The 24,178-nt window shown below is 65.9% G+C and carries 21 protein-coding genes and 1 riboswitch; of the genes, 13 read left to right on the plus strand and 8 right to left on the minus strand.

What is annotated here, in order from left to right; translation table 11 throughout:
* Positions 1-141: 141 nt before the first annotated feature.
* The 3 genes from V3B25_RS16990 to V3B25_RS17000 are packed head-to-tail and all read left to right on the plus strand — an operon-like array spanning position 142 to position 1,933.
* The gene (locus V3B25_RS16990; RefSeq protein ID WP_049420948.1) at positions 142-774 is read left to right on the plus strand and encodes a YceI family protein; all 633 of its coding nucleotides are present in this window, start codon (positions 142-144) and stop codon (positions 772-774) included.
* A gap of 10 nt (positions 775-784) precedes the next feature.
* Positions 785-1,357 (plus strand): cytochrome b, encoded by a 573-nt coding sequence (locus V3B25_RS16995; protein ID WP_329811039.1) that lies wholly within the window; start codon positions 785-787, stop codon positions 1,355-1,357.
* 3 nt (positions 1,358-1,360) lie between these two features.
* Positions 1,361-1,933, plus strand: coding sequence for a YceI family protein (locus tag V3B25_RS17000; protein ID WP_049420950.1), 573 nt, complete (start codon positions 1,361-1,363; stop codon positions 1,931-1,933).
* A gap of 187 nt (positions 1,934-2,120) precedes the next feature.
* Here the strand turns inward: V3B25_RS17000 and V3B25_RS17005 are convergent, their stop codons facing one another.
* A complete protein-coding gene (locus tag V3B25_RS17005) occupies positions 2,121-2,351 on the minus strand; it encodes a glutaredoxin family protein (RefSeq protein ID WP_049420967.1) in 231 nt (76 codons plus the stop codon).
* Positions 2,352-2,451: 100 nt separating this feature from the next.
* On the opposite strand from V3B25_RS17005, the gene V3B25_RS17010 reads away from it, so the two are divergent.
* Both V3B25_RS17010 and V3B25_RS17015 read left to right on the plus strand, forming a co-directional pair.
* Entirely contained in the window at positions 2,452-3,834 is a 1,383-nt protein-coding gene (locus tag V3B25_RS17010; RefSeq protein WP_024956918.1) for an L-serine ammonia-lyase, read from the plus strand.
* 122 nt (positions 3,835-3,956) lie between these two features.
* Entirely contained in the window at positions 3,957-4,952 is a 996-nt protein-coding gene (locus V3B25_RS17015; protein ID WP_201117088.1) for an alpha/beta hydrolase, read from the plus strand.
* 48 nt (positions 4,953-5,000) lie between these two features.
* Here V3B25_RS17015 and V3B25_RS17020 read toward each other — a convergent pair whose 3' ends face one another.
* The 3 genes from V3B25_RS17020 to V3B25_RS17030 are packed head-to-tail and all read right to left on the minus strand — an operon-like array spanning position 5,001 to position 8,328.
* The gene (locus tag V3B25_RS17020) at positions 5,001-6,068 is read right to left on the minus strand and encodes a homoserine dehydrogenase (RefSeq protein WP_049420952.1); all 1,068 of its coding nucleotides are present in this window, start codon (positions 6,066-6,068) and stop codon (positions 5,001-5,003) included.
* On the minus strand, positions 6,065-7,300 hold the full coding sequence (locus tag V3B25_RS17025) for an O-succinylhomoserine (thiol)-lyase (protein WP_049420953.1): 1,236 nt from the start codon (positions 7,298-7,300) through the stop codon (positions 6,065-6,067). Before V3B25_RS17025 ends, V3B25_RS17020 begins: the two co-directional genes overlap by 4 nt.
* Complete coding sequence (locus V3B25_RS17030) at positions 7,297-8,328, minus strand: homoserine O-succinyltransferase (RefSeq protein WP_032127791.1); 1,032 nt, start codon at positions 8,326-8,328, stop codon at positions 7,297-7,299. Before V3B25_RS17030 ends, V3B25_RS17025 begins: the two co-directional genes overlap by 4 nt.
* Positions 8,329-8,405: 77 nt before the next feature.
* Positions 8,406-8,524: riboswitch (SAM riboswitch) on the minus strand.
* Between the two features lie 148 nt (positions 8,525-8,672).
* Between V3B25_RS17030 and V3B25_RS17035 the strand changes: the two genes are divergently transcribed.
* From V3B25_RS17035 to V3B25_RS17050, 4 genes are all read left to right on the plus strand, one after another.
* Entirely contained in the window at positions 8,673-9,557 is an 885-nt protein-coding gene (locus V3B25_RS17035) for a M23 family metallopeptidase (RefSeq protein WP_201117092.1), read from the plus strand.
* A 66-nt stretch (positions 9,558-9,623) separates the two neighbouring features.
* Positions 9,624-11,228, plus strand: a complete 1,605-nt coding sequence (locus V3B25_RS17040) for a peptide chain release factor 3 (RefSeq protein WP_014038155.1) — start codon at positions 9,624-9,626, stop codon at positions 11,226-11,228.
* Positions 11,229-11,442: 214 nt separating this feature from the next.
* The gene (locus V3B25_RS17045) at positions 11,443-12,081 is read left to right on the plus strand and encodes a hemolysin III family protein (protein WP_049420955.1); all 639 of its coding nucleotides are present in this window, start codon (positions 11,443-11,445) and stop codon (positions 12,079-12,081) included.
* 83 nt (positions 12,082-12,164) lie between these two features.
* Positions 12,165-14,138, plus strand: coding sequence for an AsmA family protein (locus V3B25_RS17050; RefSeq protein WP_329811040.1), 1,974 nt, complete (start codon positions 12,165-12,167; stop codon positions 14,136-14,138).
* A gap of 566 nt (positions 14,139-14,704) precedes the next feature.
* Here V3B25_RS17050 and V3B25_RS17055 read toward each other — a convergent pair.
* From V3B25_RS17055 to mtgA, 3 genes are read right to left on the minus strand one after another with little or no spacing between them, the layout of a single operon-like run.
* Positions 14,705-15,136: a CBS domain-containing protein gene (locus V3B25_RS17055; protein WP_019336409.1), complete on the minus strand. Its 432-nt coding sequence runs from the start codon at positions 15,134-15,136 to the stop codon at positions 14,705-14,707.
* A complete protein-coding gene (locus V3B25_RS17060) occupies positions 15,096-16,115 on the minus strand; it encodes a glycosyltransferase family 2 protein (protein WP_049401430.1) in 1,020 nt (339 codons plus the stop codon). The genes V3B25_RS17055 and V3B25_RS17060 overlap by 41 nt, the downstream gene beginning before the upstream one ends.
* Before the next feature lie 57 nt (positions 16,116-16,172).
* Positions 16,173-16,922, minus strand: a complete 750-nt coding sequence (mtgA, locus tag V3B25_RS17065) for a monofunctional biosynthetic peptidoglycan transglycosylase (protein WP_329811041.1) — start codon at positions 16,920-16,922, stop codon at positions 16,173-16,175.
* 77 nt (positions 16,923-16,999) lie between these two features.
* Here mtgA and V3B25_RS17070 point away from each other — a divergent pair, with 77 nt between their 5' ends.
* The 4 genes from V3B25_RS17070 (at position 17,000) to V3B25_RS17085 (ending at position 23,387) form a co-directional block, all read left to right on the plus strand.
* On the plus strand, positions 17,000-17,893 hold the full coding sequence (locus V3B25_RS17070; RefSeq protein WP_071228203.1) for an Hsp33 family molecular chaperone HslO: 894 nt from the start codon (positions 17,000-17,002) through the stop codon (positions 17,891-17,893).
* Positions 17,894-18,009: 116 nt separating this feature from the next.
* The gene (locus tag V3B25_RS17075; protein WP_049420960.1) at positions 18,010-18,858 is read left to right on the plus strand and encodes a hypothetical protein; all 849 of its coding nucleotides are present in this window, start codon (positions 18,010-18,012) and stop codon (positions 18,856-18,858) included.
* A gap of 382 nt (positions 18,859-19,240) precedes the next feature.
* Positions 19,241-21,994, plus strand: a complete 2,754-nt coding sequence (locus V3B25_RS17080) for a TonB-dependent receptor (RefSeq protein ID WP_049420961.1) — start codon at positions 19,241-19,243, stop codon at positions 21,992-21,994.
* A gap of 172 nt (positions 21,995-22,166) precedes the next feature.
* Positions 22,167-23,387, plus strand: a complete 1,221-nt coding sequence (locus tag V3B25_RS17085) for an ISL3 family transposase (RefSeq protein WP_201117162.1) — start codon at positions 22,167-22,169, stop codon at positions 23,385-23,387.
* A gap of 58 nt (positions 23,388-23,445) precedes the next feature.
* Here the strand turns inward: V3B25_RS17085 and V3B25_RS17090 are convergent, their stop codons facing one another.
* A complete protein-coding gene (locus V3B25_RS17090; RefSeq protein ID WP_006464233.1) occupies positions 23,446-24,048 on the minus strand; it encodes a TetR/AcrR family transcriptional regulator in 603 nt (200 codons plus the stop codon).
* Between the last annotated feature and the right edge of the window lie 130 nt (positions 24,049-24,178).

Here is a 24,178-nt window from a genome sequence, read left to right on the forward strand (position 1 = left end):
ATTGTCACACAGGGCCGGGTTCATGGCTGCAACAGCCTGTTTCCACCGGTGGACCCACCACGAACTGTTGCAGCCATGCACGCAACGTTGGCAGGGGGCTGTGCGTATGATCGCAACGTCCCCTTCCGGAGCCCGCCATCGATGCGTCCCTGCCTGGCCCTGCTGCCGATGCTGCTCGCCACCGCCCCCGCCTGGGCGGATGCAGACACCTATCGCCTCGATCCAGTGCATACGCGTGTGCTGTTCACCATCGACCACGCGGGTTACTCGCAGGCGATGGGTACGGTCTCCGGCAGTGAGGGCCGCCTGCAGTTCGATCCCGACAACTGGCGCGAGGCCACACTGGATGTCGAGGTCCCCGTGTCGCGATTGGACCTTGGTGATGCCAAATGGAACCAGGCCACGCTGGCCCGCAGCCTGCTCGACGGCGAGCGTTTCCCCAGCGCGCGCTTCGTCTCCAGCCGGGTCGAACCGATCGATGCCAGGCGCGCCCACGTGATCGGTACCCTGACCCTGCGCGGCGTCAGCCAGGAAGTCACCCTGGACGTGACCCTCAACGCCATCAAGCGCTACCCCCTCCCCCCGTTCCGACGCACCGCCGGTTTTTCCGCCAGCACCACGCTGAGCCGGCGCGCGTTCGGCATCACCGCCTGGCCGGGCGTCATCGGTGATGCAGTACAGCTGAGGATCGAGGCTGAAGCCACCCTCGACCGCAGCGACGCCCCGGGAACTCCCGCTCCCGTTCCGCACTCCGACCCCAAGACGGCCCGCTAGAGGACCTTTCATGACCGCCAAGAACACCCCCGCCGCCTGGGGGAGTGTCAGCCAGATCCTGCATTGGTTGATCGCACTGCTGATCCTCGCCCTGGGCGTGGTCGGCCTGACCATGGGCGAACTGCCCAAGACGCCCAAGTACTTCTGGGTCTACACCGCACACAAGTCGATCGGCATCACCGTACTGGCGCTGGTGCTGTTCCGCCTCGGCTGGCGCCTGTACGCCGGCGCCCCCAAGCCGGTGCCGGGCGTGCCCAGCTGGCAGGAGCGCATCGCCAGCGCCACCCACGTACTGTTGTATGTGCTGATGTTCGCCATCCCGCTGTCGGGCTGGCTGTACGACTCGGCCAGTGGCCTGCGCCCGTTCCGCTGGTTCGGCCTGGTTGATGTGCCCAAGCTGAGTGGCCCGGATCCGCAGGTCGTCGCGGTGTCCCACGCCATCCACGAATACGGCTTCTGGCTGTTGATCGCGGTGGTGCTGGCCCATGCCGGCGCTGCCTTCTACCACCACATGTTCCAGCGCGATGCAACGCTGTCCCGCATGTTGCCGCGCGGCTGGCTCGCCTCCCCTCAGAAGGACTGACCGATGAACCTGAAACTGACCACTCCGGCCGCCGTGGCCGCCGCCCTGGCCGGCATGCTGGCCACCGCCCCGGCGCTCGCCGCGGACTACGCGCAGGCCCCCGGTGCCGGCTCGATCCTGGTGTTCGCCACCAAGTACGACGGCGAAGTGTTCACCGGCAGCTTCCCGGGCTTTGCCACCAAGCTCAGCTTCGACCCGGCCAACCCGGCCGCCGGTTCGCTGGACGTGGTGATTCCGCTGGCCGGTGCCAAGAGCGGCAACAGCGACCGCGACTCGACCCTGCAGACCGCCGACTTCTTCAACGTCGGCAAGTTCGCCACTGCGCGTTACACCGCCAAGGGCTTCCGTGCGGTGGGCAACGACCAGTTCGCCGCCGACGGCACGCTGGAGCTGCGCGGCGTCAGCAAGCCGGTCACCCTCACCTTCACCTGGAAGCCGGGCACCCAGCCGGTGCTGACCGGCAAGGCCACCGTCAAGCGCCTGGACTTCGGCGTCGGCAGCGGTGACTGGGCCGACACCAAGACCATCCCGGACGAAACCGCGATCAGCACGATCGTGAAGTTCAACGCGAAATGATCAACGGGCCGGGGCACCGCCCCGGCCATCATCTCCGGTGGTGGCGGGGGGGGGGGGGGGGGCCCCCCCCCGCGGGGGCGGGGGGGGGGGGCGGCCCCGGCCCCCCCCCCCCCCGCCCCCCCCCCCCCCCCCCCGCCGCTGGCCGGCAACCTCACCGATGCGGGCAGGTGCCGGCCAGCGGCCGGCACTACCGATCGACGGCCAGCCACGCCCGAACCGTGGCCGCGTCGAACGGCCAGTCCAGCTCACGGTCGCCGCGCTCGTCGCGCAGCACCGGCACCCGCGCGCCGTAGCGCGATTCCAGCGCTGGCTGGTCATCCAGGAACACCGATTCGAATTCCGGCGCCCTGGCCTTGGCCAGCTCGGCCAGCGCCATGTCGCACAGGTGGCAGTCGTCACGCTGGAACAGAGTCAACACCGGCAGGGTCCCCTTGGTGGAAATGCTGCGCCGCAGCCATTGAAGTGCGGCGTGAACCGCTAGAATAGCGGTCTCTTCCGGTACCCGCAGTACGGCAACCATGGCTGTCAGCACGTTCGACGTTTTCAAGATCGGCATTGGCCCGAGCTCCTCGCACACCGTCGGGCCGATGAAGGCCGCCGAGCGATTCATCCACCGCTGGCTGCTCGACCCGGGCCGCCTGCACGAGGTCGCGCGCATCCGCGCCGATGTCTATGGCTCGCTGGCGCTGACCGGCCGCGGCCATGGTACCGACAAGGCGATCCTGCTCGGCCTGGAAGGGCAGCGGCCGAACCTGATCGACCCGGACATCATCCCGGCCACGCTGGAGCGCATCCGCAGCAGCAAGCGCATCCAGCTGATGGGCCAGCACGAGATCGCCTTCGACGAAAAGCGCGACCTCGGCATGAACAAGCGCCAGAAGCTGCCGTACCACACCAACGGCATGCGCTTCACCGCGTACAACGCCGAGGACGAAGTAATTGCCACCCGCGATTACTACTCGGTCGGTGGCGGCTTCGTGGTCAACCAGGACGACGCGGCCGATGACCGCATCGTGCCCGACGAGACCCCGCTGCCCTACCCGTTCAAGAGCGGCGACGAGCTGCTGGCGCAGACCGCACGCAGCGGCCTGAGCATTGCCCAGTTGATGTTCGAGAACGAGAAGTGCTGGCGCAGCGAAGACGAGATCCGCGCCAACCTGCGCGAGATCTGGAGCGCGATGCAGTCGTGCGTCGCGCGTGGCATCCGCGAGGAAGGCGTGCTGCCGGGTGGCCTGAAGGTCGGCCGTCGTGCACCGGCGCTGTACCGCGAGCTGTCGTCGAAGCCGGAAGCGGCGATGCGCGATCCGCTGACCACGCTGGACTGGGTCAACTTGTACGCACTGGCGGTGAACGAAGAAAACGCCGCCGGTGGTCGCGTCGTGACCGCGCCGACCAACGGTGCAGCCGGCGTGCTGCCCGCCGTGCTGCATTACTTCGACCGTTTCTGCCCCGGCGCCAACGAGCAGCGCGTGTTCGACTTCCTGCTGACCTCGGCGGCGATCGGCATCCTGTACAAGGAAAACGCTTCGATTTCCGGTGCCGAAGTGGGTTGCCAGGGTGAAGTAGGCGTGGCCTGCTCGATGGCGGCCGGCGGCCTGGTCGCGGCGCTGGGCGGCAACCCGAGCCAGATCGAGAATGCTGCGGAAATCGGCATGGAACACAACCTGGGCCTGACCTGCGACCCGATTGGTGGACTGGTGCAGATTCCGTGCATCGAGCGCAATGCGATGGGTGCGGTGAAGGCGATCAATGCCTCGCGCATGGCGATGCGCGGCGACGGCAAGCACAAGGTGTCGCTGGACAAGGTAATCAAGACCATGCGCGATACCGGCCGCGACATGCAGGACAAGTACAAGGAAACCAGCCGCGGTGGCCTGGCGGTGAACGTCATCGAGTGCTGATGGCCGCAGCCAGGCATGGCCTGGCTCTACCCTGCAGCCGGGCATGGGCCCGGCTCAACATCGGACGACGTCGTCACCGCGTTCCGGTTAGGCTCGGGGCTCCCCTGCCCCGGATTGGCCCCATGCGCGTGATCGCTGCTGCCCTGCTTGCCTGCCTGCCGCTGCCTGCCTTGGCCGCGCCCACCTACGGGCCGCGGCTGGAGGGTTTCGACTACGGCTATCCGGTGAAGATCTTCGCACTGGAGTCGCAGCGGCAGCCACTGGAAATGGCCTATCTGGATGTCCTGCCCAAACGCCGCGCCATCGGCGTGGTGGTTCTGCTGCACGGCAAGAATTTCTGCGCAGCCACCTGGCAGCAGACCATCGCGCCGCTGCTGAACGCCGGCTACCGGGTGATCGCCCCGGACCAGGTGGGCTTCTGCAAATCCAGCAAGCCCGAACGCTACCAGTATTCGTTCGCGCAGCTGGCCGCCAACACCCATGCCCTGCTGCAACAGCTGCAGCTGGGTGATGTACCGGTGCACCTGGTCGGTCATTCGATGGGCGGCATGCTGGCGGTGCGCTACGCGCTGATGTTCCCGCAGGACCTGCGCAGCCTGTCACTGGTCAATCCAATCGGGCTGGAAGACTGGAAGGCGCTGGGTGTTCCCTGGCGCAGCGTGGACACGTGGTACGCCGGCGAAATGAACATCAGCTATGACAGCATCCGCCGCTACCAGCTGGACGTGTACTACGACGGCAAGTGGAAGCCGGCGTATGAACCGTGGGCGCGGATGCAGTCGGGCATGTATGAAGGCCCGGGCAAGCAGGTCGTTGCATGGAGCCAGGCACTGGCATCGGACATGGTGTTCAACCAGCCGGTGGTCTACGAACTGAAGAATCTGCAGGTGCCGACCACGTTGTTCATCGGCCAGAAGGACCGCACCGCGATCGGCCGTGACCTGGCGCCGCCTGCGGTGAAGGCGACGCTCGGCAATTATCCGGAGCTGGGCAGAGCAGCGGCCGCGGCCATTCCGGGCGCGACGCTGGTCGAGTTCGCCGAACTGGGCCATTCGCCGCAGGTGCAGGACCCGAAGCAGTTCAATGCGGCATTGTTGAAGGCGTTGAGGTCGCGTTGAGATTGCGGGCCCGCCGGGCATGGCCCGGCGAGCGCAGCAGCACGGACATCAACCCACGATCCGCAGCACGTCATCCAGCAACGCGGCCGCAGTGACTTCCGCACCCGCGCCCGGCCCCTGGATCAATAACGGCTGGCGGTGATAGCGATCGCTGTGGATGGCCACGCGGTTGTCGGTGCCTGCACCCTGCGCCAAGGGGTGATCGGCCGGCAACTCGCGCAGGCCTACCTGCGCACCCTCGCCATCAACGCGGCCGACGAAACGCAGCACACGACCATTGTCGCGTGCCTGCTGCCAGCGCGCCTGCAGCGGCGCATCCAGCTGCTCAAGCGCAGCCACCGCATCCTCCAGCGGCAGCGCTGCCAGCGCTTCAGGCACCAGTGAATCCACCTGCACCTGCGAAGCATCCAGCGCCAGCCCGCTGCTGCGCGCCAGGATCAGCAGCTTGCGGCGCACGTCCTCGCCGGACAGATCCAGACGCGGGTCCGGTTCGGTATAACCGGCCGCCAGCGCCTCGCGCACCGCCGCCGAGAACGGCGATTGGCCGTCATAGCGATGGAACAGCCACGCCAGCGAGCCGGACAGCACGCCCTCGATAGCGTGGATGTGGTCGCCACCGGCTACCAGCGCGCGCAGGCTGCTCAGCAACGGCAGGCCGGCACCGACGGTGGCGCTGTCGCCATAGCGTGCGCCACTGTCTGCGCAGCTCTCGGCGATGGCCGTGGCACGTGCCAGCTGCGCACCGCGGCCCAGCTTGTTGGCGGTGACCACGTGCACGCCACGCGCCAGCCACTGCACGTGACGTGCGGCCACATCTTCGCTGGCAGTGGCATCGACCACCACGTCACCCCGTTCCAGCCCTTCGGCGCTCGCCCATGGCGGTGAGCTGAGACCGTCACGCGGTGCGCGTCGTGCCAGCTCCAGCGGCAACGCCAGATCACGGTCGATCGCCAGTGCGGTGCGCGAATTGGCCAGCCACTGCACGCTGGGCAGTTCCAACCCGCGTGCCTGCAACGCCTGGTAGCGCTGCACGAAGGCAGAGCCCACCGTGCCGGTGCCGAGCAGCGCCAGGCGTCCCACGCCCAGCGCAGGAATGTCAGCGGCGAGCGCGCTCATGCATCCACCACCTGTTTGCGGCGCGCAGCCGCATCGATCACGGCTTCGGCGCGCTGCAGCGCTGCGCCGAGATCAGCCAGCAGGTCACGCTCGGCCTCGATGCCGACCGACAGGCGCAGCAGGCCTTCGCTGATGCCGGCGGCCGCGCGCGCTTCAGCGGTCATCGCCGCATGGGTCATGGTGGCCGGGTGCGCGATCAGGCTTTCGACGCCACCCAGCGATTCGGCCAGGGTGAAGCAGCGCAGGCCATCGACGAAGGCACGCACTGCGGCATGCGGATCATCGCCTTCGCAGTCGGCCAGTTCGAACGACAGCATCGCGCCGAAGCCGCTTTGCTGGCGCGCGGCGATGGCGTGGCCCGGGTGATCGGCCAGGCCCGGGTAGTACACCGTGCCGACCGCCGGATGCTGGTCCAGCAGGGCAACGATCGACGCGGTGTTCTCCTGGTGCACCCGCAGGCGCGCATCCAGCGTGCGCAGGCCGCGCAGGGTCAGGAACGCATCGAACGGCGAGCCGGTCAGGCCCAGCGCGTTGCCCCACCACACCAGCTGCTCGTGCAGCGCCGGATCGCGCGCGACCACCGCACCACCGACCACATCGCTGTGGCCATTGATGTACTTGGTGGTGGAATGCAGCACCAGGTCCGCGCCGAACGACAGCGGCTGCTGCAGGGCCGGCGACAGGAAGGTGTTGTCGACTACCACCAGTGCACCGGCCTTGTGCGCGGTCTCGATGACGAAGCGCAGGTCGGTGATGCGCAGCAGCGGGTTGGACGGGGTTTCCACCAGCACCAGCTTCGGCTGCGTGGCCAGCGCCTGCGCCAGTGCGCGCGGATCGGTCAGGTCGGCGGTGACCAGCTCGAAGTGGCCCTTCTTCGCCAGCGCATTGAACAGGCGCCAGCTGCCGCCGTATGCATCATGCGGCACCACCAGGGTGTCGCCCGGCTGCAGCAATGCGTTCAACACCAGGTTGATCGCACCCATGCCGGTGGCGGTGATGACGCCGCCGGCGCCGCCCTCCAGTTCCGCCAGCGCCTCGCCGAGCAGGTCACGGGTCGGGTTGCCACTGCGCGTGTAGTCGTACTGGCGCTTGTTGCCGAAGCCTTCAAAGCTGAAGTTCGACGACAGCACGATCGGCGGCGTGACCGCACCATGCGCGGTGTCCCGATCGATGCCGGCACGGACGGCGGCAGTGGTGCGACTACAGGACGGCTCGTTTGCGTGCAGGCTCATGCGGACTCTCCAGAAGTGCGGAAGGCGGTGGCGAGGATCGCGTCGATGCGATCGGTTTCTTTGAGGAAGGCGTCGTGGCCGTAGGGCGAGCGCAGCACGCGCAGACTGCCGCGCGGGCCCAGCCCTTCGACCAGACCGACCAGGTCGGCCAGCGGCACCAGGCGGTCACCCTCCACCGCGACAACTACGGTGGGCGGCAGGATCGCGGTGGGGTCGACGCGGTGCAGGTCGATCGATTCGGACAGGCGCAGGTAAGCGGTCACCGGCGTGCGCGCGACGTACTGCGCACCGGCCGCATCGAGATAATCTTCGGCGGCCACGCGCACACGGCCATTGATCACTTCCGGTGCGGCGTCGAAGCGCTCGCCGAACTCTTCCGGGGTGCGGTAGCTGAGCATGGCGAACTGCCGGGCCAACGCCAGACCGTGGTCTTCGCCGCACTGCAGCTGGCCCAGCGCGACCGCGCGGCGCTGCAATGCGCGCCAGGCGGCGGCATACGGATGCGGGCGATGCGCGCCACTGGCCAGCACCAGCTGGCGCACGCGTGCACGGTGGCGGATCGCGAACTGCTGGCCGACCAGCGCCCCGTAGGAGTAGCCCACGAACGCCTTCAGCGTGCGGATGCCGAGATGGTCCAGCAGCAGCGCCAGTGCATCGGCCTGGTCGGCGGTATCGATCGGCACATCCAGTGCACCGTCGGCGCCGATGAAGTCGAAGGCCAGTACACGCAGCTGCTGCGGATCCAGCGCGCGCCCGCTGCCGACCAGGTCTTCGGCCCAGCCCTTCTCGCTGAACTGTGCATTGGACGCCACGTGGCGATGGGCGGAAATGCCACCGGCCAGCACCACCACCGGCGCATTGGCCGGGCCGACCCACTCATAGCGCAGGCGCACCGGGCTGGGGCCGGCGTGACGCATCGACAGCACCGCGGCGAACTCACCGCGCTCGGCATGCACGCGGTCTTCGACCGGCACGCTGACGGGGACAAAGGGTTCGGGGCGAATGGCGGTACTGGCGGCGAAGCTCATGGCGGGATCCGGTTGGGGAATCGGCCATCGAGCCTTCGCGGGGCCCGCGTTCGAGATGCACGTGGGGTGCATGGTTCGAACCATCTTTCGGTGGACGCCACGGTCCCCGCAGGATTTGGCACCTACGCAGACGCTTGCGCGCCTGCGGGCTGCCCCGGCTTCAAAGGGCCTGTCCCTCTGCCGGTCTCGATGGTGGAGCCACGATGCCAGCCCTTTTCCGCACTGTCAATCCCTTCATACGGATAAAGCGATGAATATTTTCAGGAACACTATGCGAAGGCCGTCGCGGTCGTCCCGTTCAGGATCAGCTACAGTCCCGGCGGTCCTTTTCGCTGGAAACGCCGATGCCGCGCCTGCCCCTGTCCTGCCTGCTGTTGACTCTGCTGGCGAGCGCGACCGCACACGCCGGCGACTGGCGCCAGGGGTGGGGACTGGTTCCCTCGCCTGTCCCGGCCACCCGCGCAGCCAGCGCTGAGGTCACCGCCCCCATGGCCCGGTTGCGCCTGCAGCCGGTCGGTGGGCAGTGGCAGGCCCGCATCGACAACGGGCTGGCGGGGCCGCTGCAGATCCAGCTGCGCGCCGCCCCTGGGCACCCGGTTGAAGGCCTCCCGGTCGAGTCGCTGATCCAGGGCGACAGCAGCCTGGTGGTCGGCCACCTGCCCGCCCCGATCGATGGCCGCATGCTCGATCTGCGCCTGCAGTCGGTGCCGGGCAACCCGGCCGCACAGGCCGAAGATGTCGCCTACCGCCTGCCGTTCGACGCGGCCCGCCTGCGCGTGGACCAGGCGCCGCAGGGACGCTTCAGCCATGACGATGAGGAGAACCGCGACGCGGTCGACTTCGCGCTGCCGGAGGGCACCCTGGTGCTGGCCGCGCGCGAGGGCACGGTGATGCAGATCCAGGATGGCTTCCGTGGCAACGGCCAGGACCGCGAACGTGATGGTGCCCGCGCCAACTTCATCCGCGTGCTGCACAGCGACGGCAGCATGGCCCTGTACGGCCACCTGCAGGCCGGCGGCATGCGTGTGCGTCGCGGCCAGGCGATAGGGGCCGGGCAGCCGATCGGTCTGTCCGGCAACAGCGGCTACAGCAGCGCGCCGCACCTGCACTTCGTGGTGCAGGTCAACCGGGGCATGAACCTGCGCTCGGTGCCGGTGCGCATCTTCGCCGAACAGGGCCAACTGCAGTTCGCCCGCCAGGGCGAGGCCGAGGGCGGCACCGGGCGCTGACCGCCCCCGGCCGGTATAATCGGGCGCTTATCTCTTTGAAAAGCGCCCCGGGCGGGCGCCACTGCCATGTCCGAAGTCGCCAACGAAGCGTCGCGTCGCCGCACCTTCGCCATCATTTCCCATCCTGACGCCGGCAAGACCACGCTGACCGAAAAGCTGCTGCTGTTCGGAGGCGCGATCCAGATGGCCGGTTCGGTCAAGGGCCGCAAGGCCGCCCGCCACGCCACCTCCGACTGGATGGCGCTGGAAAAGGAGCGCGGCATCTCCGTCACCTCCTCGGTGATGCAGTTCCCGTACGAAGGCAAGATCGTCAACCTGCTCGACACCCCCGGCCACGCCGACTTCGGCGAGGACACCTACCGCGTGCTGACCGCGGTGGACTCGGCGCTGATGGTGATCGACGTGGCCAAGGGCGTGGAAGAGCGCACCATCAAGCTGATGGAAGTCTGCCGCCTGCGCGACACCCCGATCATGACCTTCATCAACAAGCTCGACCGCGAGGGCAAGGACCCGATCGAGCTGCTGGATGAAGTGGAAACCGTGCTGGGCATCCAGTGCGCGCCGGTGACCTGGCCGATCGGCATGGGCCAGCGCCTGAAGGGCGTGGTCCACCTGCTGACCGGCGAAGTGCACCTGTACGAACCGGGCCGCAACTTCACCCGCCAGGACTCGACCATCTTCCCGTCCATCGATGCGCCCGGCCTGGCCGAGAAGATCGGTGCACAGATGCTGGCCGACCTGCGCGACGAACTGGAACTGGTGCAGGGCGCCAGCCATCCGTTCGACCTGGACGCCTACCGCGCGGGCAAGCAGACCCCGGTGTTCTTCGGCTCCGGCGTGAACAACTTCGGTGTGCAGCCGCTGCTGGACTTCTTCGTCGAACATGCCCCGTCGCCGCAGGCGCGTTCCACCACCGGCCGCGAGATCGCCCCGGAAGAGAACAAGCTGACCGGCTTCGTGTTCAAGATCCAGGCCAACATGGACCCGCAGCACCGTGACCGCGTGGCGTTCATGCGGGTCTGCTCGGGCCGCTTCAGCGCCGGCATGAAGACCTTCCACGTGCGCACCGGCAAGGAAATGAAGCTGGCCAACGCGCTGACCTTCATGGCCAGCGACCGCGAGATCGCCGCCGAGGCGTGGCCGGGCGATGTGATCGGCATCCACAACCACGGCACCATTTCCATCGGCGATACCTTCACCGAAGGCGAAGCAGTCACCTTCACCGGCATCCCCAACTTCGCCCCGGAACTGTTCCGCCGCGCCCGCCTGCGCGATCCGCTCAAGCTCAAGCAGCTGCAGAAGGGCTTGGCCCAGCTGTCCGAGGAAGGTGCGACCCAGTTCTTCCGCCCGCTGACCAGCAACGACCTGATCCTGGGTGCGGTCGGCGTGCTGCAGTTCGACGTGGCCGCCTACCGCCTGAAGGACGAGTACGGCGTGGAAGCCACCTTCGAGCCGGTCAGCGTGACCACTGCGCGTTGGGTCCACTGCAGCAACGAGAAGAAGCTGGAAGAGTTCCGCGAGAAGAATGCGCTGAACCTGGCGCTGGATGCAGCCGGCCACCTGGTCTACCTGGCACCGACCCGGGTCAACCTGCAGCTGGCCCAGGAACGCTCGCCGGACGTGCGCTTCTCGGCCACCCGCGAAGCGGCGCATACGGTTTCGGTGGGCTGATGCCAGCGGGTCGGATCCCTTTCCGCAGGGAAAGGGCTCTGCCCCCGGCCGTCGCGGGTGGTTCATCCACGCATGGCGTGGATCTACCGCTCACGGATTCATCGGCGCAACGCAGGGATTCACCCACCATACGGTGACGGGCGTGCACACGGCGGCCATCGCGGCGATGATAAGGGGACGCGGGTCCCCCTCCCCGTGAACGATGCCCATGCCCATGTCCACGACGTCCATTGCTTCGATCCGTGAAGAAATCGCCAGCGCCCTGACCCATGGCTTGGGCGCGGTATTCGCCTTGGCCGCCAGCGCGGTGTTGATCACCCTGGCTGCGATCTATGGCGACGGCTGGCAGTTGGCCAGCGCGATCGTGTTCGGTATCGCGCTGTTGCTGCTGTATACCGCCTCCACCCTGTATCACGCCATCCAGCATCCGGTCGCCAAGGGCCGCTTGAAGGTGTTCGACCACTGCGCGATCTATGTGCTGATCGCGGGCACCTATACCCCGTTCACCCTGATCGGCCTGCGCGGCCCGTGGGGCTGGGGCCTGTTCACCGCGATCTGGGCGCTGGCGCTGGGCGGCGTGGTGTTCAAGCTGTTCTACACCGGCCGCTTCAAGGTGCTCTCAACGGTGATCTACATCGCCATGGGCTGGCTGGTGATCGTGGCGATCAAGCCGATGTGGGCTTCGATCGACGGCGGCACCCTCACCTGGCTGTTCGCCGGCGGCCTGTCGTACACGCTGGGGACCTACTTCTACCATCGTGAATCGATCCCGTACTCGCACGCGATCTGGCACCTGTTCGTGATCGGTGGCAGCGTCTGCCACTTCGTCGCGGTCACCATGCAGGTGCTGTAAACCAGCGTTCGAACGCGGCGTGTGCACACCACGCACATGGACGCTTCGCGCCCTGTCCACGAAGAGGGGGCAACCATGGCGGCGTGAATGCTGCCACCTCCCCTGCCACAAAGCGCACGACCCGCTGGCGCCTCCGCCGCCCCGGCCCACGAGGCCGGCGCTGGCTCACGATCCTGATCTTCCTGCTGGCGGCACTCCTGCTGTTGATCGCGCTGTGGGACTGGAACTGGTTCAAGGGGCCGGTTGAGCGTGCGGTGCAGGCACGCACCGGCCGTGCGCTGCACATCGGGAACCTTGATGTCGACCTCGGCCGCACCAGTACGATCCGTGCCGATGCGATCACCTTCGCCAATGCAAGCTGGGCGAAGCAACCCGATATGGCCACCGCAGACCGCGTCGAGATCGACGTGCGGGTGTGGCCGCTGCTGCGCGGCAGCGTGCAGCTGCCCGAAGTACGCCTGACCCGGCCGGACGTGCTGCTGGAAACAGCGCCGCGCAAGGGCGACCCGGGCAATTGGGATTTCCTCGGTGGCAGCGCCGGTGGGACCAGCCCGCAGCTCAAACGGTTGCGCATCGATGACGGTCGCCTGCAGTTCCTCGACGCGCTCGGCCGTACCGATATCCGCGTGGACGTGCGCAGCGGCCAGCCGAAACAGGCCGATGCGGCGCCACCGCTGCTGGTACAGGGCAAGGGACACTGGCAGGGCAATCCGTTCACCCTGCGTGGCGGCACGGAATCACCGCTGGAGCTGACCGACAGCGACCATCCGTTCCGCATCCATCTCGATGGCCGAGCAGGCGCCACCCACGCGGTAGCCAGTGGCACGCTGACCAATCCCTTCCAGCTGCGCGTGTTCGATCTGCAGTTTGCGCTCAGCGGCCAGGACCTCGCCGACCTCTATCCGCTGCTCGGCATTGCCATTCCGCCGTCGCCACCCTATGCGTTGAACGGCCGGCTCAAGCGTGACCACAACGTCTGGCGCTACGACGCCTTCACCGGCAAGGTCGGCGACAGCGATCTCGGTGGCAATCTGCAGTTCGAAGTGGGCGGTGCGCGGCCGCGGCTGACCGCCACGCTGGAATCCAAGCGCCTGGACTTCGATGACCTTGCCGGCTTCGTCGGTGCCCCACCGAAAACCGGCGGCGGCGAAACCGCCAACGCTGAACAGAAGGCCGAGGCCGCACGGGTTGCCGCCCGCGCACGCGTGCTGCCCGACACGCCCTACAACCTCGGCAAGCTGCGCGCGATGGATGCCGACGTGCGCTGGAAGGCCCACCGCATCAACGCGCCATCACTGCCGCTGGACGACATGGACGCGCACCTGTTGCTGGATGACGGCGTACTGCGGCTGGACCCGCTGAACTTCGGCGTGGCCGGAGGCGATATCCGCAGCACGATCCGCATGGACGCGCGCCGTCCGCAGATCAGCACCGCCCTGAAGGCCAGTGTGCGCGGCGTGCAGCTCGGCCAGCTGTTTCCGGACGCGAAACTGGCCGAGCAGGCCAAGGGCGGCATCGGCGGCGAGGTGGACCTGAGCGGCCGCGGCAACTCGATCGCCGCAATGCTCGGCAGCAGCGACGGCAAGGTCGGCCTGGCGATGGGCCGCGGCCATGTCGGCAACCTGGTGATGGAACTGGCAGGGCTGGACATCACCGAATCACTGAAATTCCTGGTGACCGGCGACAAACAGATTCCCCTGCGCTGCGCCTTCGCCGACTTCGGCGTGCGCGACGGCCTGATGACCAGCCAGGCGCTGGCGGTGGACACCACCGATACGATCCTCATCGGCGAAGGCACGGTCAGCCTGCGCGACGAGACCCTGGACCTGCTGCTGAAACCGCGCCCGAAGGACAAGAGCATCCTGGTACTGCGCTCTCCACTGCACATCAGTGGCACGTTCAAGGACCCGTCGTTCCGCCCGGACTTCAAGGCGTTGGGGATTCGTGGCGCGGTAGCCCTGGCGCTGGGCAGCATCGCGCCGCCAGCGGCATTGCTGGCGACCATCGAACTGGGGCCGGGGAAGGATGCCGACTGCGGGGGGCAGTATGCGAAGTAGGGTTACAGCGTTGTTCGCGGCGCCTCTTTTCCCGCGCGTAGAGCCGGAGCAAGGCGACAGGCAGGACACGCCGTAAATACGTCCCTGTAGGCTCGGTCGGCGCATCCATGCGCCTCACGGTCCTGCCTGCCGCCTTGCTCCGGCTCCGGACAGGTTCCTGCGCGCGCGGAACGAGAGCGAAATTCAAAGTCAAAAGAAGAAAGCAAAGTCAAAAGCTGTTGCCAACCAAGGTTGGCAGCTACCAAAGGCGAGCCACCGCGCATGTATGCACCGCGCTCGCAGGAACGTGTCCAAGGGCGGAGGGCATGGGCGTGCAGGACCGTTGGCGCCATGGATGGCGCCATCGAGCCCCCCATGGGTGAGGACGCTTTGCTTGCGAAGCACTGCTTCGCAAGCGCCCGAACGCACAGCCGCCAGCGGCTGGGCCGGACCGCGGAGCGGGGTTTACGGCGTGTCCTGCACGCCCATGCCCTCAGCCTCCCGGCGTACCAGGAAGGCGCTGCCCTCAGCTCTGGCTCTGGCTTCGAAAAGCGGGCCGGCGGGCCGCAGGCCCGCCAGCGAACAACTCACCCTGCCACGATGTACTGCTGCAGCTGATCCAGCTCGCGCCGCTGCGCATCGATCACCGACTTCACCAGGTCGCCGATGGAAATCACCCCCAGCACCTGTGCGCCCTCCACCACCGGCAGGTGGCGGATGCGGTAGTCGGTCACCAGCTGCAGGCAATGCTCCACCTGCTCGCCCGGCGAGACCGTCACCACCTTCGCCGTCATGATCTCGGCCACCGCCGTATCCCGCGACGAACGATCACGCAGCACGATCTTGCGCGCGTAGTCGCGCTCCGAAAGGATCCCGACCAGCCGCGGACCATCCATCACCAGCACCGCGCCAATGCCCTTTTCCGCCATCAACCGGATCGCATCGATCACCGCCGCATCCGGCGCGACCGCATGTACTTCAGGAGACTTGCCGTCCAACAGTTGCCGTACCGTGGTCATCTGCCTGCCCTCCGAGGGTGGGTTGCAGGGCCGAGTCTGCCACGGCGGATGCTAGCCAGGCGTCAACCAGGTACAACGGGCGCTGCTTGGATTCCTCGTACAGCCGTCCCAGGTACTCGCCGATCAGGCCCAGCGCGATCAACTGCACCCCGCCCAGGAACAGGATCACCGCCATCATCGTCGGCCAACCCGCCACCCGGTCACCGTACAGGGCCGCCTTGGCAATCACCCACACGCCGAATACGAAGGCCACCGCCGCCGTTGCCAGGCCCATGTAGGTCGCCGCCCGCAGGGGAACGGTCGAGAACCCGGTGATGCCCTCCAAGGCGAAATTCCACAGCCGCCACAGGCTGAACTTGCTGGATCCGGCCACCCGCGCGTGACGGTGGTAGGGCACAGCAATACGCTTGAATCCGACCCAGCTGAAAAGGCCCTTCATGAAGCGGTGGCGTTCACGCATCTCGCGCAGCGCACTCAGCGCGCGTGGCGACAACAGGCGGAAGTCACCGGTGTCGGCAGGGATCGGCGTGCGTGACAGGCGACCGATCACCCGATAGAACGCCGCCGCCGTGGCGCGCTTGATCCAGGCTTCGCCATCGCGGGCCATGCGCGTGCCATAGACGTTGTCATGGCCCTCGCGCCAGCGCGCAACGAACTGCGGCACCAGTTCCGGCGGGTCCTGGCCATCGGCATCCAGGATCATCGCCGCGCCGTCGCGCACCAGGTCCAGGCCGGCAGTCAGCGCAGCCTCCTTGCCGAAATTGCGCGACAGCTTCAACGCCGATACGCGCGCGTCGTCCTGCGCCAATCCTGCGATCACCTGCCAGGTACCATCGTGGCTGCCATCGTCCACATACAGGATGTGGCCATCGATATCGGGCATTCCGTCCAGCACCGCACACAGGCGGGGATGCAGGCACGGCAGCGCCTGCTCCTCGTTGTAGGCGGCGATGACGAAAGTAAGGCGTTCGCGGTTCATGCCCGGATTGTACGTTGCCTGCAGGTGCATGGCCTGCCGCCCCAAGGGCAGGTGTCCTCAGTCTTCCGACAGGTAAGCCGCGCCGCCCAGCTGCCGTGCCTGGCGCTGGATCCATGCCACGCGCCGCTGCACGTACGGCCCTGGCTTTGCAGCGTTGTAGCGCCGCGGTGCCGGCAACACCGCCGCCAGCCGTGCACTCTCGGCCGGACTCAACCGGGACGCATCCTTGCCCCAGAACGTCTGCGCCGCCGCCTGCGCGCCATAGACGCCGTCGCCGAACTCGGCGATGTTGGCGTACATCTCCAGGATGCGCTCCTTCGGCCACAGTGCTTCGATCAGCACCGTGTACCAGACTTCCAGGCCTTTGCGGATCCAGCTGCGGCCCTGCCAGAGGAACAGATTCTTGGCGACCTGCTGGCTGATCGTGCTGGCCCCCCGCAGGCGTCCGCCCTTGGCGTTGTGGTCGCGGGCCTTCTCGATGGCCTGCAGGTCGAAGCCATTGTGGTCGGGGAAGCGCTGGTCCTCCGCGGCCACCAGCGAGATCGGCAGGCTCGCTGCCATCTGGTCCAGGTCGCGCCACTGGTAATGCAGGCGATAGGACCAGTCGGCCTCCCCCAATGCCTCGCCATAGCGCCACAGCATAACCGTGGATACCGGCGGGTCGATGAACCGCAGCACCAGTACCTGCAGGCAGCTGAAAGCGGCCAGCAGCAGCGGCAGCCAGAGCAGCCGTTTCCAGCGCCAGCGCCTGCGGCGCGGGACTTCCGCGATGGCCTCCACCTTGTGCTGCTCTCCCCCTGCCCCCATTACTGGTGCATCCTTCTTCTATCCGGTTGTCGGCGCATTATCCGGCAACCGCCCTCGTTTACGCGCGATGTGAGCCGATGACCGCCAACCCCGATTCCCTGATCCGCTTCCTGCTTCCCGACGCTGGCGTCCGTGGCGTCCACGTGCGCCTGCAGGCGACCTGGCAGGAGATCCTGTCCCACGCCGAGTACCCGGATACCGCCGCCGAACTGCTCGGCGAGGCCTGCGTGGCCTCGGCGCTGTTCACCGGCCACACCAAGATCGATGGCCGCCTCTCGATCCAGCTGCGCAGCAGCACCGCGCTGCGCACCCTGTTTGCCGAGTGCACCGCTGCCGGTACCCTGCGCGGCATCGCCCAGCTCAGCGAGGGCACCGATGCGCCGCGCGACCTGTCCAGCCTGGGTGATGACGCCCTGCTCGCGATCACCATTGAGAACCCGGGCCTGGACCCGCGCGAGCCGCAGCGCTACCAGAGCCTGGTCGCGCTGACCGCACCGGAGCTGGACGAGGCCTTCGAGGACTACTTCCGCCAGTCCGAACAACTGCCGACCCGCCTGCTGCTGGCCGCCGACCGCAACGGCGCCGCCGGCCTGCTGCTGCAGAAGCTGCCGGGCGACGAGGGTGACGAGGACGGCTGGGCGCGTGCCAGCGCCCTGTTCGAGACCCTGGGCAAGGCCGAGCTGCTGGCGACCCCGGCCGAGCAGCTGCTGCACCGCCTGTTCCACGAAGAGAAGCCGGAACTGATGGGCGGCAAGCCGCTGTCCTTCGCCTGCTCCTGTTCCCGCGAGCGGGTCGCGTCGATGCTGCAGTCGCTGGGCGAGGACGAGGCCCGTGCCGCAGCCGCAGACACCGGCGCCGTCGAGGTCCGTTGCGAATTCTGCGGGCGGGAGTATCACTTTCCTTTGACGGAGTTCGGCATACTGTTCCACGGTGCCGAGGGGACTGTACCGGCGCCTGAACGGCTTCAGTAAACGGCTTGTCTTGCATCTGGGGGGATCAAGGCTTGTTAAGAATTCATAAACACCCTAGGATCAAGTTCCCGTCTCCGCGGGAACTTCCGTTGTCCGTCCCTGTCTGAACTGGTCCGATGCGTACCTTCCTGCGTCTACCGCTGGCCCTGCTGATCGCCCTTGGCGCGATCACGGGCGTGCACGCGCAGAGCAAGGACACCCGGACCGTGCTGCCGGTATGGAACAAGGGCAGCGGCAAGGTCGAGGCCCTGCTTTACCTGGAGCCCACCGGTGAACAGGCCGCCGGCGCCCGCTGGCACTTCGGCCGCAACTCGCTGGATGCGGCCTTCGGCCTGTCCTCCGGCGATTCGCTGGGCCTGCTCTGCAACAGCAGCAGCGGGACCAGCATGAGCGGCCTGGCCAGTCACTGCATGCTGGCCAGCCTGGGTGACGACGACGACCTCAACAGCCGCCGCTTCACCGGTACCGCCGCGCTGAACCGCGGCAGCAGCCGTCTCGGCATCACCGCCGGCACCGGCCGTGAAACGCTGCCGGCGTGGCTGTCCGGCCCGAACAAGACCCCCTCGCTGCGCGCCGAGCAGAACGACCTGACCGTATTCGCGCAGAAGAACATCGGCCGCGAGGGTTTTGTCTCGATCGCCGGTACCTACGCCAAGGCCCGCCTGGTACCGCTGGCCGACGCCGCACCGTCCATCGTCGACCGCTGGGACAGCAAGAGCCTGAGCATCGGCGCCGGCTACGGCAACTTCACCGGCAGCATCATCGGCCGCGTGATCGACGTGCCGGGCAAGCCCGGCAAGTGGGAGGGCCTGGGCATCGGCCTGACCTGGCGTACCCCGTGGTCTGGCCAGCTTACCGTTGGCGCCGAAAACGTGATCAGCCGCGGCAAGAATCCGTTCTCCCCGCGCAATGAAAGCAATGACGACGGCACCGTGCCGTATGTGCGTTACGAACAGGATCTCTGACCCCACCTCCTGGGTCTTCCTGAAGTGACTTCTCCCGGGCGCCGAAAGGCGCCCGTTGCGTATGCGCGTTCGTGATACACGCAGAGCGCTTTTCGACGAATTGGATACCGCGCAATTCACGTCGACACACTGCGATACACATCAACGGAAACTTTTTTCGTCACTTTGCGCTAACAAACGAGACGGAGTGATGTCACCTGCGATTCAACCCCTTGATTTCGTGCATCAATTTTCATTTTTACCAAAATCATAGACTTGATTAACGCAGCTTTAATTCTTGGCGAACGCCCGCTACTATCGGCTCAGCCTCGCGATTTGGGAGCGCTTTTCGCTCCCCCGCCGGGCATTAACCCAGCCAAGATTTCTTGGAGAGAGAGAGCCAATGAATTTCCAGTCCAACAAGCTGCGCGATGCCGTTCTGGTCGCGCTCGTTGCCGGTGTGGCGTCCACTGCCACCGCCCAGGCCCAGGAAGCGACCAACCTTGACCGCATCTCGGTCACCGGTTCGCGCATCAAGAGCACCGACATCGAAACCTCGCAGCCGGTCCTGAGCCTGACCCGCGCCGACATCGACAAGCAGGGCGTGACTTCGGTCGCCGACATCCTGCAGCGCGTTGCCGCCAACGGCGCCGCCCTGAACCGTACCTACAACAACGGCGGTGACGGTTCGGCCGGCGTCAGCCTGCGCAACCTGGGTTCCGAGCGCACCCTGGTACTGGTCAATGGCCGTCGCTGGACCACCGGCCTGGATGGCAGCGTCGACCTGAACACCATTCCTACCGCGATGATCGAGCGCATCGACGTCCTGAAGGACGGCGCATCGACCATCTACGGTTCGGACGCGATCGCCGGCGTGGTGAACATCATCACCAAGCAGAACTTCGACGGCGCTGAAGTCAATGCCTATAAGGGCCAGTACAGCGCCGGCGACGGTGAGCGTGAAGCGTACGACTTCACTCTGGGTACCGTCACCGACCGCGCTTCGATTACCGTCGGTGCGTCCTACGTCAACGAAAAGTCCGTGATGGCCGGTGACCGCAAGATCTCCGCCGGCGGCCCGCCGTTCTACAGCGGTCAGAGCGCGACCGGCATCCCCGGCAACTACACGCGCAACGACGAGCAGTACATCATCCTCAACGGTGTTGAAACCCCGTTTGATCCGAACATCCATGGCTACAACACCGCGCCGGACAACTACCTGCTGACCCCGAATGAGCGCACCTCGCTGTTCGTGCTGGGTTCGTACAACCTGACTGACAACATCACCTTCCGCACCGAGGCGATGTACAACGAGCGCAAGTCCGAGCAGCTGCTGGCCGCCATGCCGGTCACTGGCATGGACCTGAGCGCGGACAGCATGTACAACCCGTATGGCGTCGAACTGGAGGGCGTCAATCGTCGCTTCAATGAATCCGGTGGCCGTTCGTTCAACCAGAACGTCAAGAACTGGCACTTCTACGGTGGTTTCGAAGGCTTCTTCGAGTTCGCCGGCCGCAACTTCGACTGGGATGTCGGCTACCGCTACGACAAGACCGACCAGAACGATCTGACCTACGGTCTGTTCAATGTGCAGCGCCTGGAAGAAGCCTACGGTCCGTCGGCACTGCGCGATGGCAAGCCCGCATGCTTGAACTCGGCGGGTGCCGTCATCGCCGGGTGCGTGCCGATCAATGCGCTGGGTGGTCTGGGTTCGGTCTCGCAGGAAGCGCTGGACTACGTGTCCTTCACCGCACATGACTCAGCGAGCCTTGTGTCGAAGGGTTACTACGCCAACATCTCCGGTGAGATCGTGCAGCTACCGGCCGGTGCGCTGGGCTTCGCTGCCGGCTACGAGTACCGCAAGGAAACCGGTCAGTTTGATCCGGACGCCTTTATTGCCTCGGGCCTGAGCACCGGCAACGGTGCTGCACCGACCAAGGGTGCCTACGACCTGAACGAGTTCTTCGTGGAACTGTCGATCCCGGTGCTGGCCGATCTGCCGGGCGCGAAGCTGCTGGACTTCAGCGTGGCATCGCGCTACTCCGACTACAGCAACTTCGGCAACACCACCAACAACAAGTTCGGCTTCCGCTGGAAGCCGATCGACGACCTGATGATCCGCGGTAACTACTCGGAAGGCTTCCGCGCCCCGAGCATCAACAACCTGTATCGCGGCGATGCTGACTCGTTCGAGAGCTACATCGATCCCTGCTCCTCCAACGCAGGCCTGCGTACCGGTGCGGTTGCTGCGCAATGTGCCGCACAGGGTGTTCCAGCTGGCTTCGTGCAGCCTGGCGCCGGTGCGGGCCGCAAGCAGACGGTTGTGCCGTTCACCTGGCAGGCCAATCCGAACCTGAAGCCTGAGACGTCGACCAGCAAGACGCTGGGTCTGGTATGGAGCCCGAGCTTCGTCACCGGCCTGAACGTCACTCTGGACTGGTGGCAGATCGAGGTTGAAGACGCCATCACCCGTCCGGCGATCCAGGACATCATGAGCAACTGCTACGGCGGCACACCTCAGCAGCAGGCGGCCTACTGCGGCCTGATCACCCGCGATCCAAACTACGGCAGCACCAACCAGCGTTACACCATCACCAACGTCAACATGCCGCTGCAGAACCTGGCGTCGTACAAGGTGGAAGGTTGGGATCTGGGCATCCTGTACAAGTTGCCGGAAACTTCGATCGGCCAGTTCACCATCACTCTGGACGGCACCTACCTGTCCAAGTGGGACACCAAATCGACCCCGGATTCCCCGGTTGATGGTCGTCAGGGTCGCTACCGCGATCAGGACCCTTACTGGCGCATCCGTTCCAATCTGTATGTCGACTGGTCCTACGGGGACTTCGGGGTCAACTACGGCATTCGTTACAAGTCCGGCATGACCGAACCGTGCCCGTTTGATCCAGTCAAGGAACCGGAAACCTTCGCATACTGCTCTGATGGCGCGAAGGGAACGAACCACATTGGTGCCACGACCTACCACGACATCCAGTTCCGCTACAACACGCCGTGGAAGGGCACCATCATGGTCGGCCTGAACAACGCGTGGGACAAGGGCCCGCCGGTTTCGTACTACACCTCGTACAACATGTTCGACCCGCAGTACGACCTGCCGGGCCGCTACATGTACATGCAGTACAAGCAGAAGTTCTGATCGATCCACTGATCAGCTGATGCAGCAACGGCCCCGCAAGGGGCCGTTGTTCTTTGTGCCTCCGGCAATACGTGTGGCACGCAAGAAAAAAGGTTCTTCTCCCATCTGAGGGGAGAGGCTCACGGCCGACCCGCTAGATTGTGGTTGTCGAGACTACAAACTGGGGCCGGCCGTGGCCAAGCTGGATTGTATGCCGTTGTTGGGGGACTGGGCGGGGTATCGCCTGGATGGTTGGAGACGCGAGGTTCGTCATGGGGTCTCGTGGCTGGTACTTTCGCTGCTTCCCGATGGACGCCGCAGGCACCGCTGCAGCGGCTGTTCCAAGTGGGTTACCTCCATCCACGACCATGTGATCCGGCGTATCCGTGATCTGCCTGTTTTCGATGAGCCGGTCGAGCTGGAGGTGCAGCGGCAGCGCGTGGCCTGCCCTCGTTGCGGGCCGAAGCTGGAGCATCTGGACTGGCTGGATCGGCACTGCCGGGTCACGCAACGACTCGCAAAGAGCGTTGCACAGATGTGTGCTACCACGTCGATCCATGCCACAGCCAGATGGCACGGACTGGACTGGAAAACCGTCAAGGCGCTTGATTTCAGGCACTTGCAGCAGACGTTGGGACCGGTGGACCTCTCCGGAATCCATATTCTTGCAATGGACGAATTCGCGATCCAGAAGGGCCATCGCTACGCCACGGTGATAGTAGAGCCGTCCCGCAAACGAGTGCTATGGGTTGGGCGTGGTCGTAGCCGAGCGGATGTTCGCCCCTTTTTCGAGCTGTTGGGCCGGGAGGGCTGCGAACGTATCCAAGCGGTCGCCATGGACATGAATTCGGCATTCGACCTAGAAGTGAAAGCCCAATGCCCAAATGCCGAAGTGGTCTACGACCTGTTCCATGTGGTGGCCAAATACGGCCGGGAGGTCATCGACAGGGTCCGCGTGGATGAAGCCAACAGGCTGCGCCAGGACAAACCTGCTCGGCGTGTGGTGAAGACCTCTCGCTGGCTCTTGCTGCGCAACCGGCAGAATGTCCCGGCGGATCAACGAGTGAAGCTCAAGGAGCTGCTGGCTGCCAACAAGGCACTACTGACGGCCTATGTGCTGAAAGACGACTTGAAGCAGCTCTGGCGCTACCGCAGCCAGGCTTGGGCAGCAAAAGCGTGGAAGAGCTGGCGACAGCGCGCATTGCGTAGCCGCCTGGAGCCCCTGCGAACGTTTGTCCGTCGCCTACAGCCCTATCTGGCAGGCATTCTGGCTCATTGCCGGTGGCCCCTCGGAACGAATCTGGTCGAGGGGATCAACAACAAGATAAAGGTCATAAAGCGCGTCGCCTACGGATACCGGGACGACGCCTATTTCTTCCTCAAAATCCGAGCCGCCTTCCCCGGAGTTGGGTGAAGAACCAGAAAAAAGCCGCGGCAATGCCGCGGCTTTCTCGTGACCAGTACGGCGATCTTCAACCGTTCGGAATCAGCGTCTCGATGAGATGCTCGACATAGGCCTCGAAATCCTCGCGCGCCTGCTTGGGCTGCTGCAGCTGCAGCGACAGCTGCAGGAAGCCGACATAGGCGGCGTAGGCCAGGCGTGCGCGGTGGCGCGCATCGGTCGAGCTGAGCCCTGCCTGGCGGAACGAGGCGATCAGATAGTCGAGGCGGCGCTGCGACACGCGGTCGATCACCGGACGCACCATCGGATGGTCCAGTGCCTTCAGCAGCTCGCTGTAGATGATGTGCGGCTGCACTTCATGCGCCACCATCTGGAACAGCTGGCGCAGGCGCACGCGCGGGTCCGGCACGTCTTCCAGGCTGCCGAACACCTGTTCCTGTTCGAACAGTTCCCAGCGTTCCAGCGCGGCCTGCAGCAAGGCGTCACGCGAGGGGAAATGCCAATAGAAACTGCCCTTGGTCACGCCGAGGCGCCGCGCCAGCGGTTCCACCGCAACGGCGCCTACGCCTTGTTCAGCAATCAGGTCGAGGGCCGCCTGGGCCCAGTCTTCGGCACTCAGGCGGCTGTTGCGGCCGGCGCGCGGTTCGCCGGCGGAAGCGTCAGGTTGATTCATGGGCTGATTTAACCATACGCCGGGGTTCGTTGCAGTACGCCGTTGCGGGCGAAACCGTCAAAGGGCTCACCTGCAGGGCTGCCGCACCGCACCATACGATGCAGTATTGACTTCCCTCACAAGCGATCCA

This window comes from Stenotrophomonas sp. SMYL8 (genome assembly GCF_036320065.1).
Lineage (GTDB): Bacteria > Pseudomonadota > Gammaproteobacteria > Xanthomonadales > Xanthomonadaceae > Stenotrophomonas > Stenotrophomonas maltophilia_A.

Coding starts and splice junctions, on each gene's coding strand:
- V3B25_RS17035 (WP_201117092.1), top strand. CDS start 8,673: ATGCCGCGCCTGCCCCTGTCCTGCCTGCTGTTGACTCTGCTGGCGAGC.
- V3B25_RS17090 (WP_006464233.1), bottom strand. CDS start 24,048: ATGAATCAACCTGACGCTTCCGCCGGCGAACCGCGCGCCGGCCGCAAC.
- V3B25_RS17055 (WP_019336409.1), bottom strand. CDS start 15,136: ATGACCACGGTACGGCAACTGTTGGACGGCAAGTCTCCTGAAGTACAT.
- V3B25_RS17080 (WP_049420961.1), top strand. CDS start 19,241: ATGAATTTCCAGTCCAACAAGCTGCGCGATGCCGTTCTGGTCGCGCTC.
- V3B25_RS17025 (WP_049420953.1), bottom strand. CDS start 7,300: ATGAGCCTGCACGCAAACGAGCCGTCCTGTAGTCGCACCACTGCCGCC.
- V3B25_RS17010 (WP_024956918.1), top strand. CDS start 2,452: ATGGCTGTCAGCACGTTCGACGTTTTCAAGATCGGCATTGGCCCGAGC.
- V3B25_RS17070 (WP_071228203.1), top strand. CDS start 17,000: ATGACCGCCAACCCCGATTCCCTGATCCGCTTCCTGCTTCCCGACGCT.
- V3B25_RS17015 (WP_201117088.1), top strand. CDS start 3,957: ATGCGCGTGATCGCTGCTGCCCTGCTTGCCTGCCTGCCGCTGCCTGCC.
- V3B25_RS17030 (WP_032127791.1), bottom strand. CDS start 8,328: ATGAGCTTCGCCGCCAGTACCGCCATTCGCCCCGAACCCTTTGTCCCC.
- mtgA (WP_329811041.1), bottom strand. CDS start 16,922: ATGGGGGCAGGGGGAGAGCAGCACAAGGTGGAGGCCATCGCGGAAGTC.
- V3B25_RS17000 (WP_049420950.1), top strand. CDS start 1,361: ATGAACCTGAAACTGACCACTCCGGCCGCCGTGGCCGCCGCCCTGGCC.
- V3B25_RS17020 (WP_049420952.1), bottom strand. CDS start 6,068: ATGAGCGCGCTCGCCGCTGACATTCCTGCGCTGGGCGTGGGACGCCTG.
- V3B25_RS16995 (WP_329811039.1), top strand. CDS start 785: ATGACCGCCAAGAACACCCCCGCCGCCTGGGGGAGTGTCAGCCAGATC.
- V3B25_RS16990 (WP_049420948.1), top strand. CDS start 142: ATGCGTCCCTGCCTGGCCCTGCTGCCGATGCTGCTCGCCACCGCCCCC.
- V3B25_RS17040 (WP_014038155.1), top strand. CDS start 9,624: ATGTCCGAAGTCGCCAACGAAGCGTCGCGTCGCCGCACCTTCGCCATC.
- V3B25_RS17060 (WP_049401430.1), bottom strand. CDS start 16,115: ATGAACCGCGAACGCCTTACTTTCGTCATCGCCGCCTACAACGAGGAG.
- V3B25_RS17045 (WP_049420955.1), top strand. CDS start 11,443: ATGTCCACGACGTCCATTGCTTCGATCCGTGAAGAAATCGCCAGCGCC.
- V3B25_RS17075 (WP_049420960.1), top strand. CDS start 18,010: ATGCGTACCTTCCTGCGTCTACCGCTGGCCCTGCTGATCGCCCTTGGC.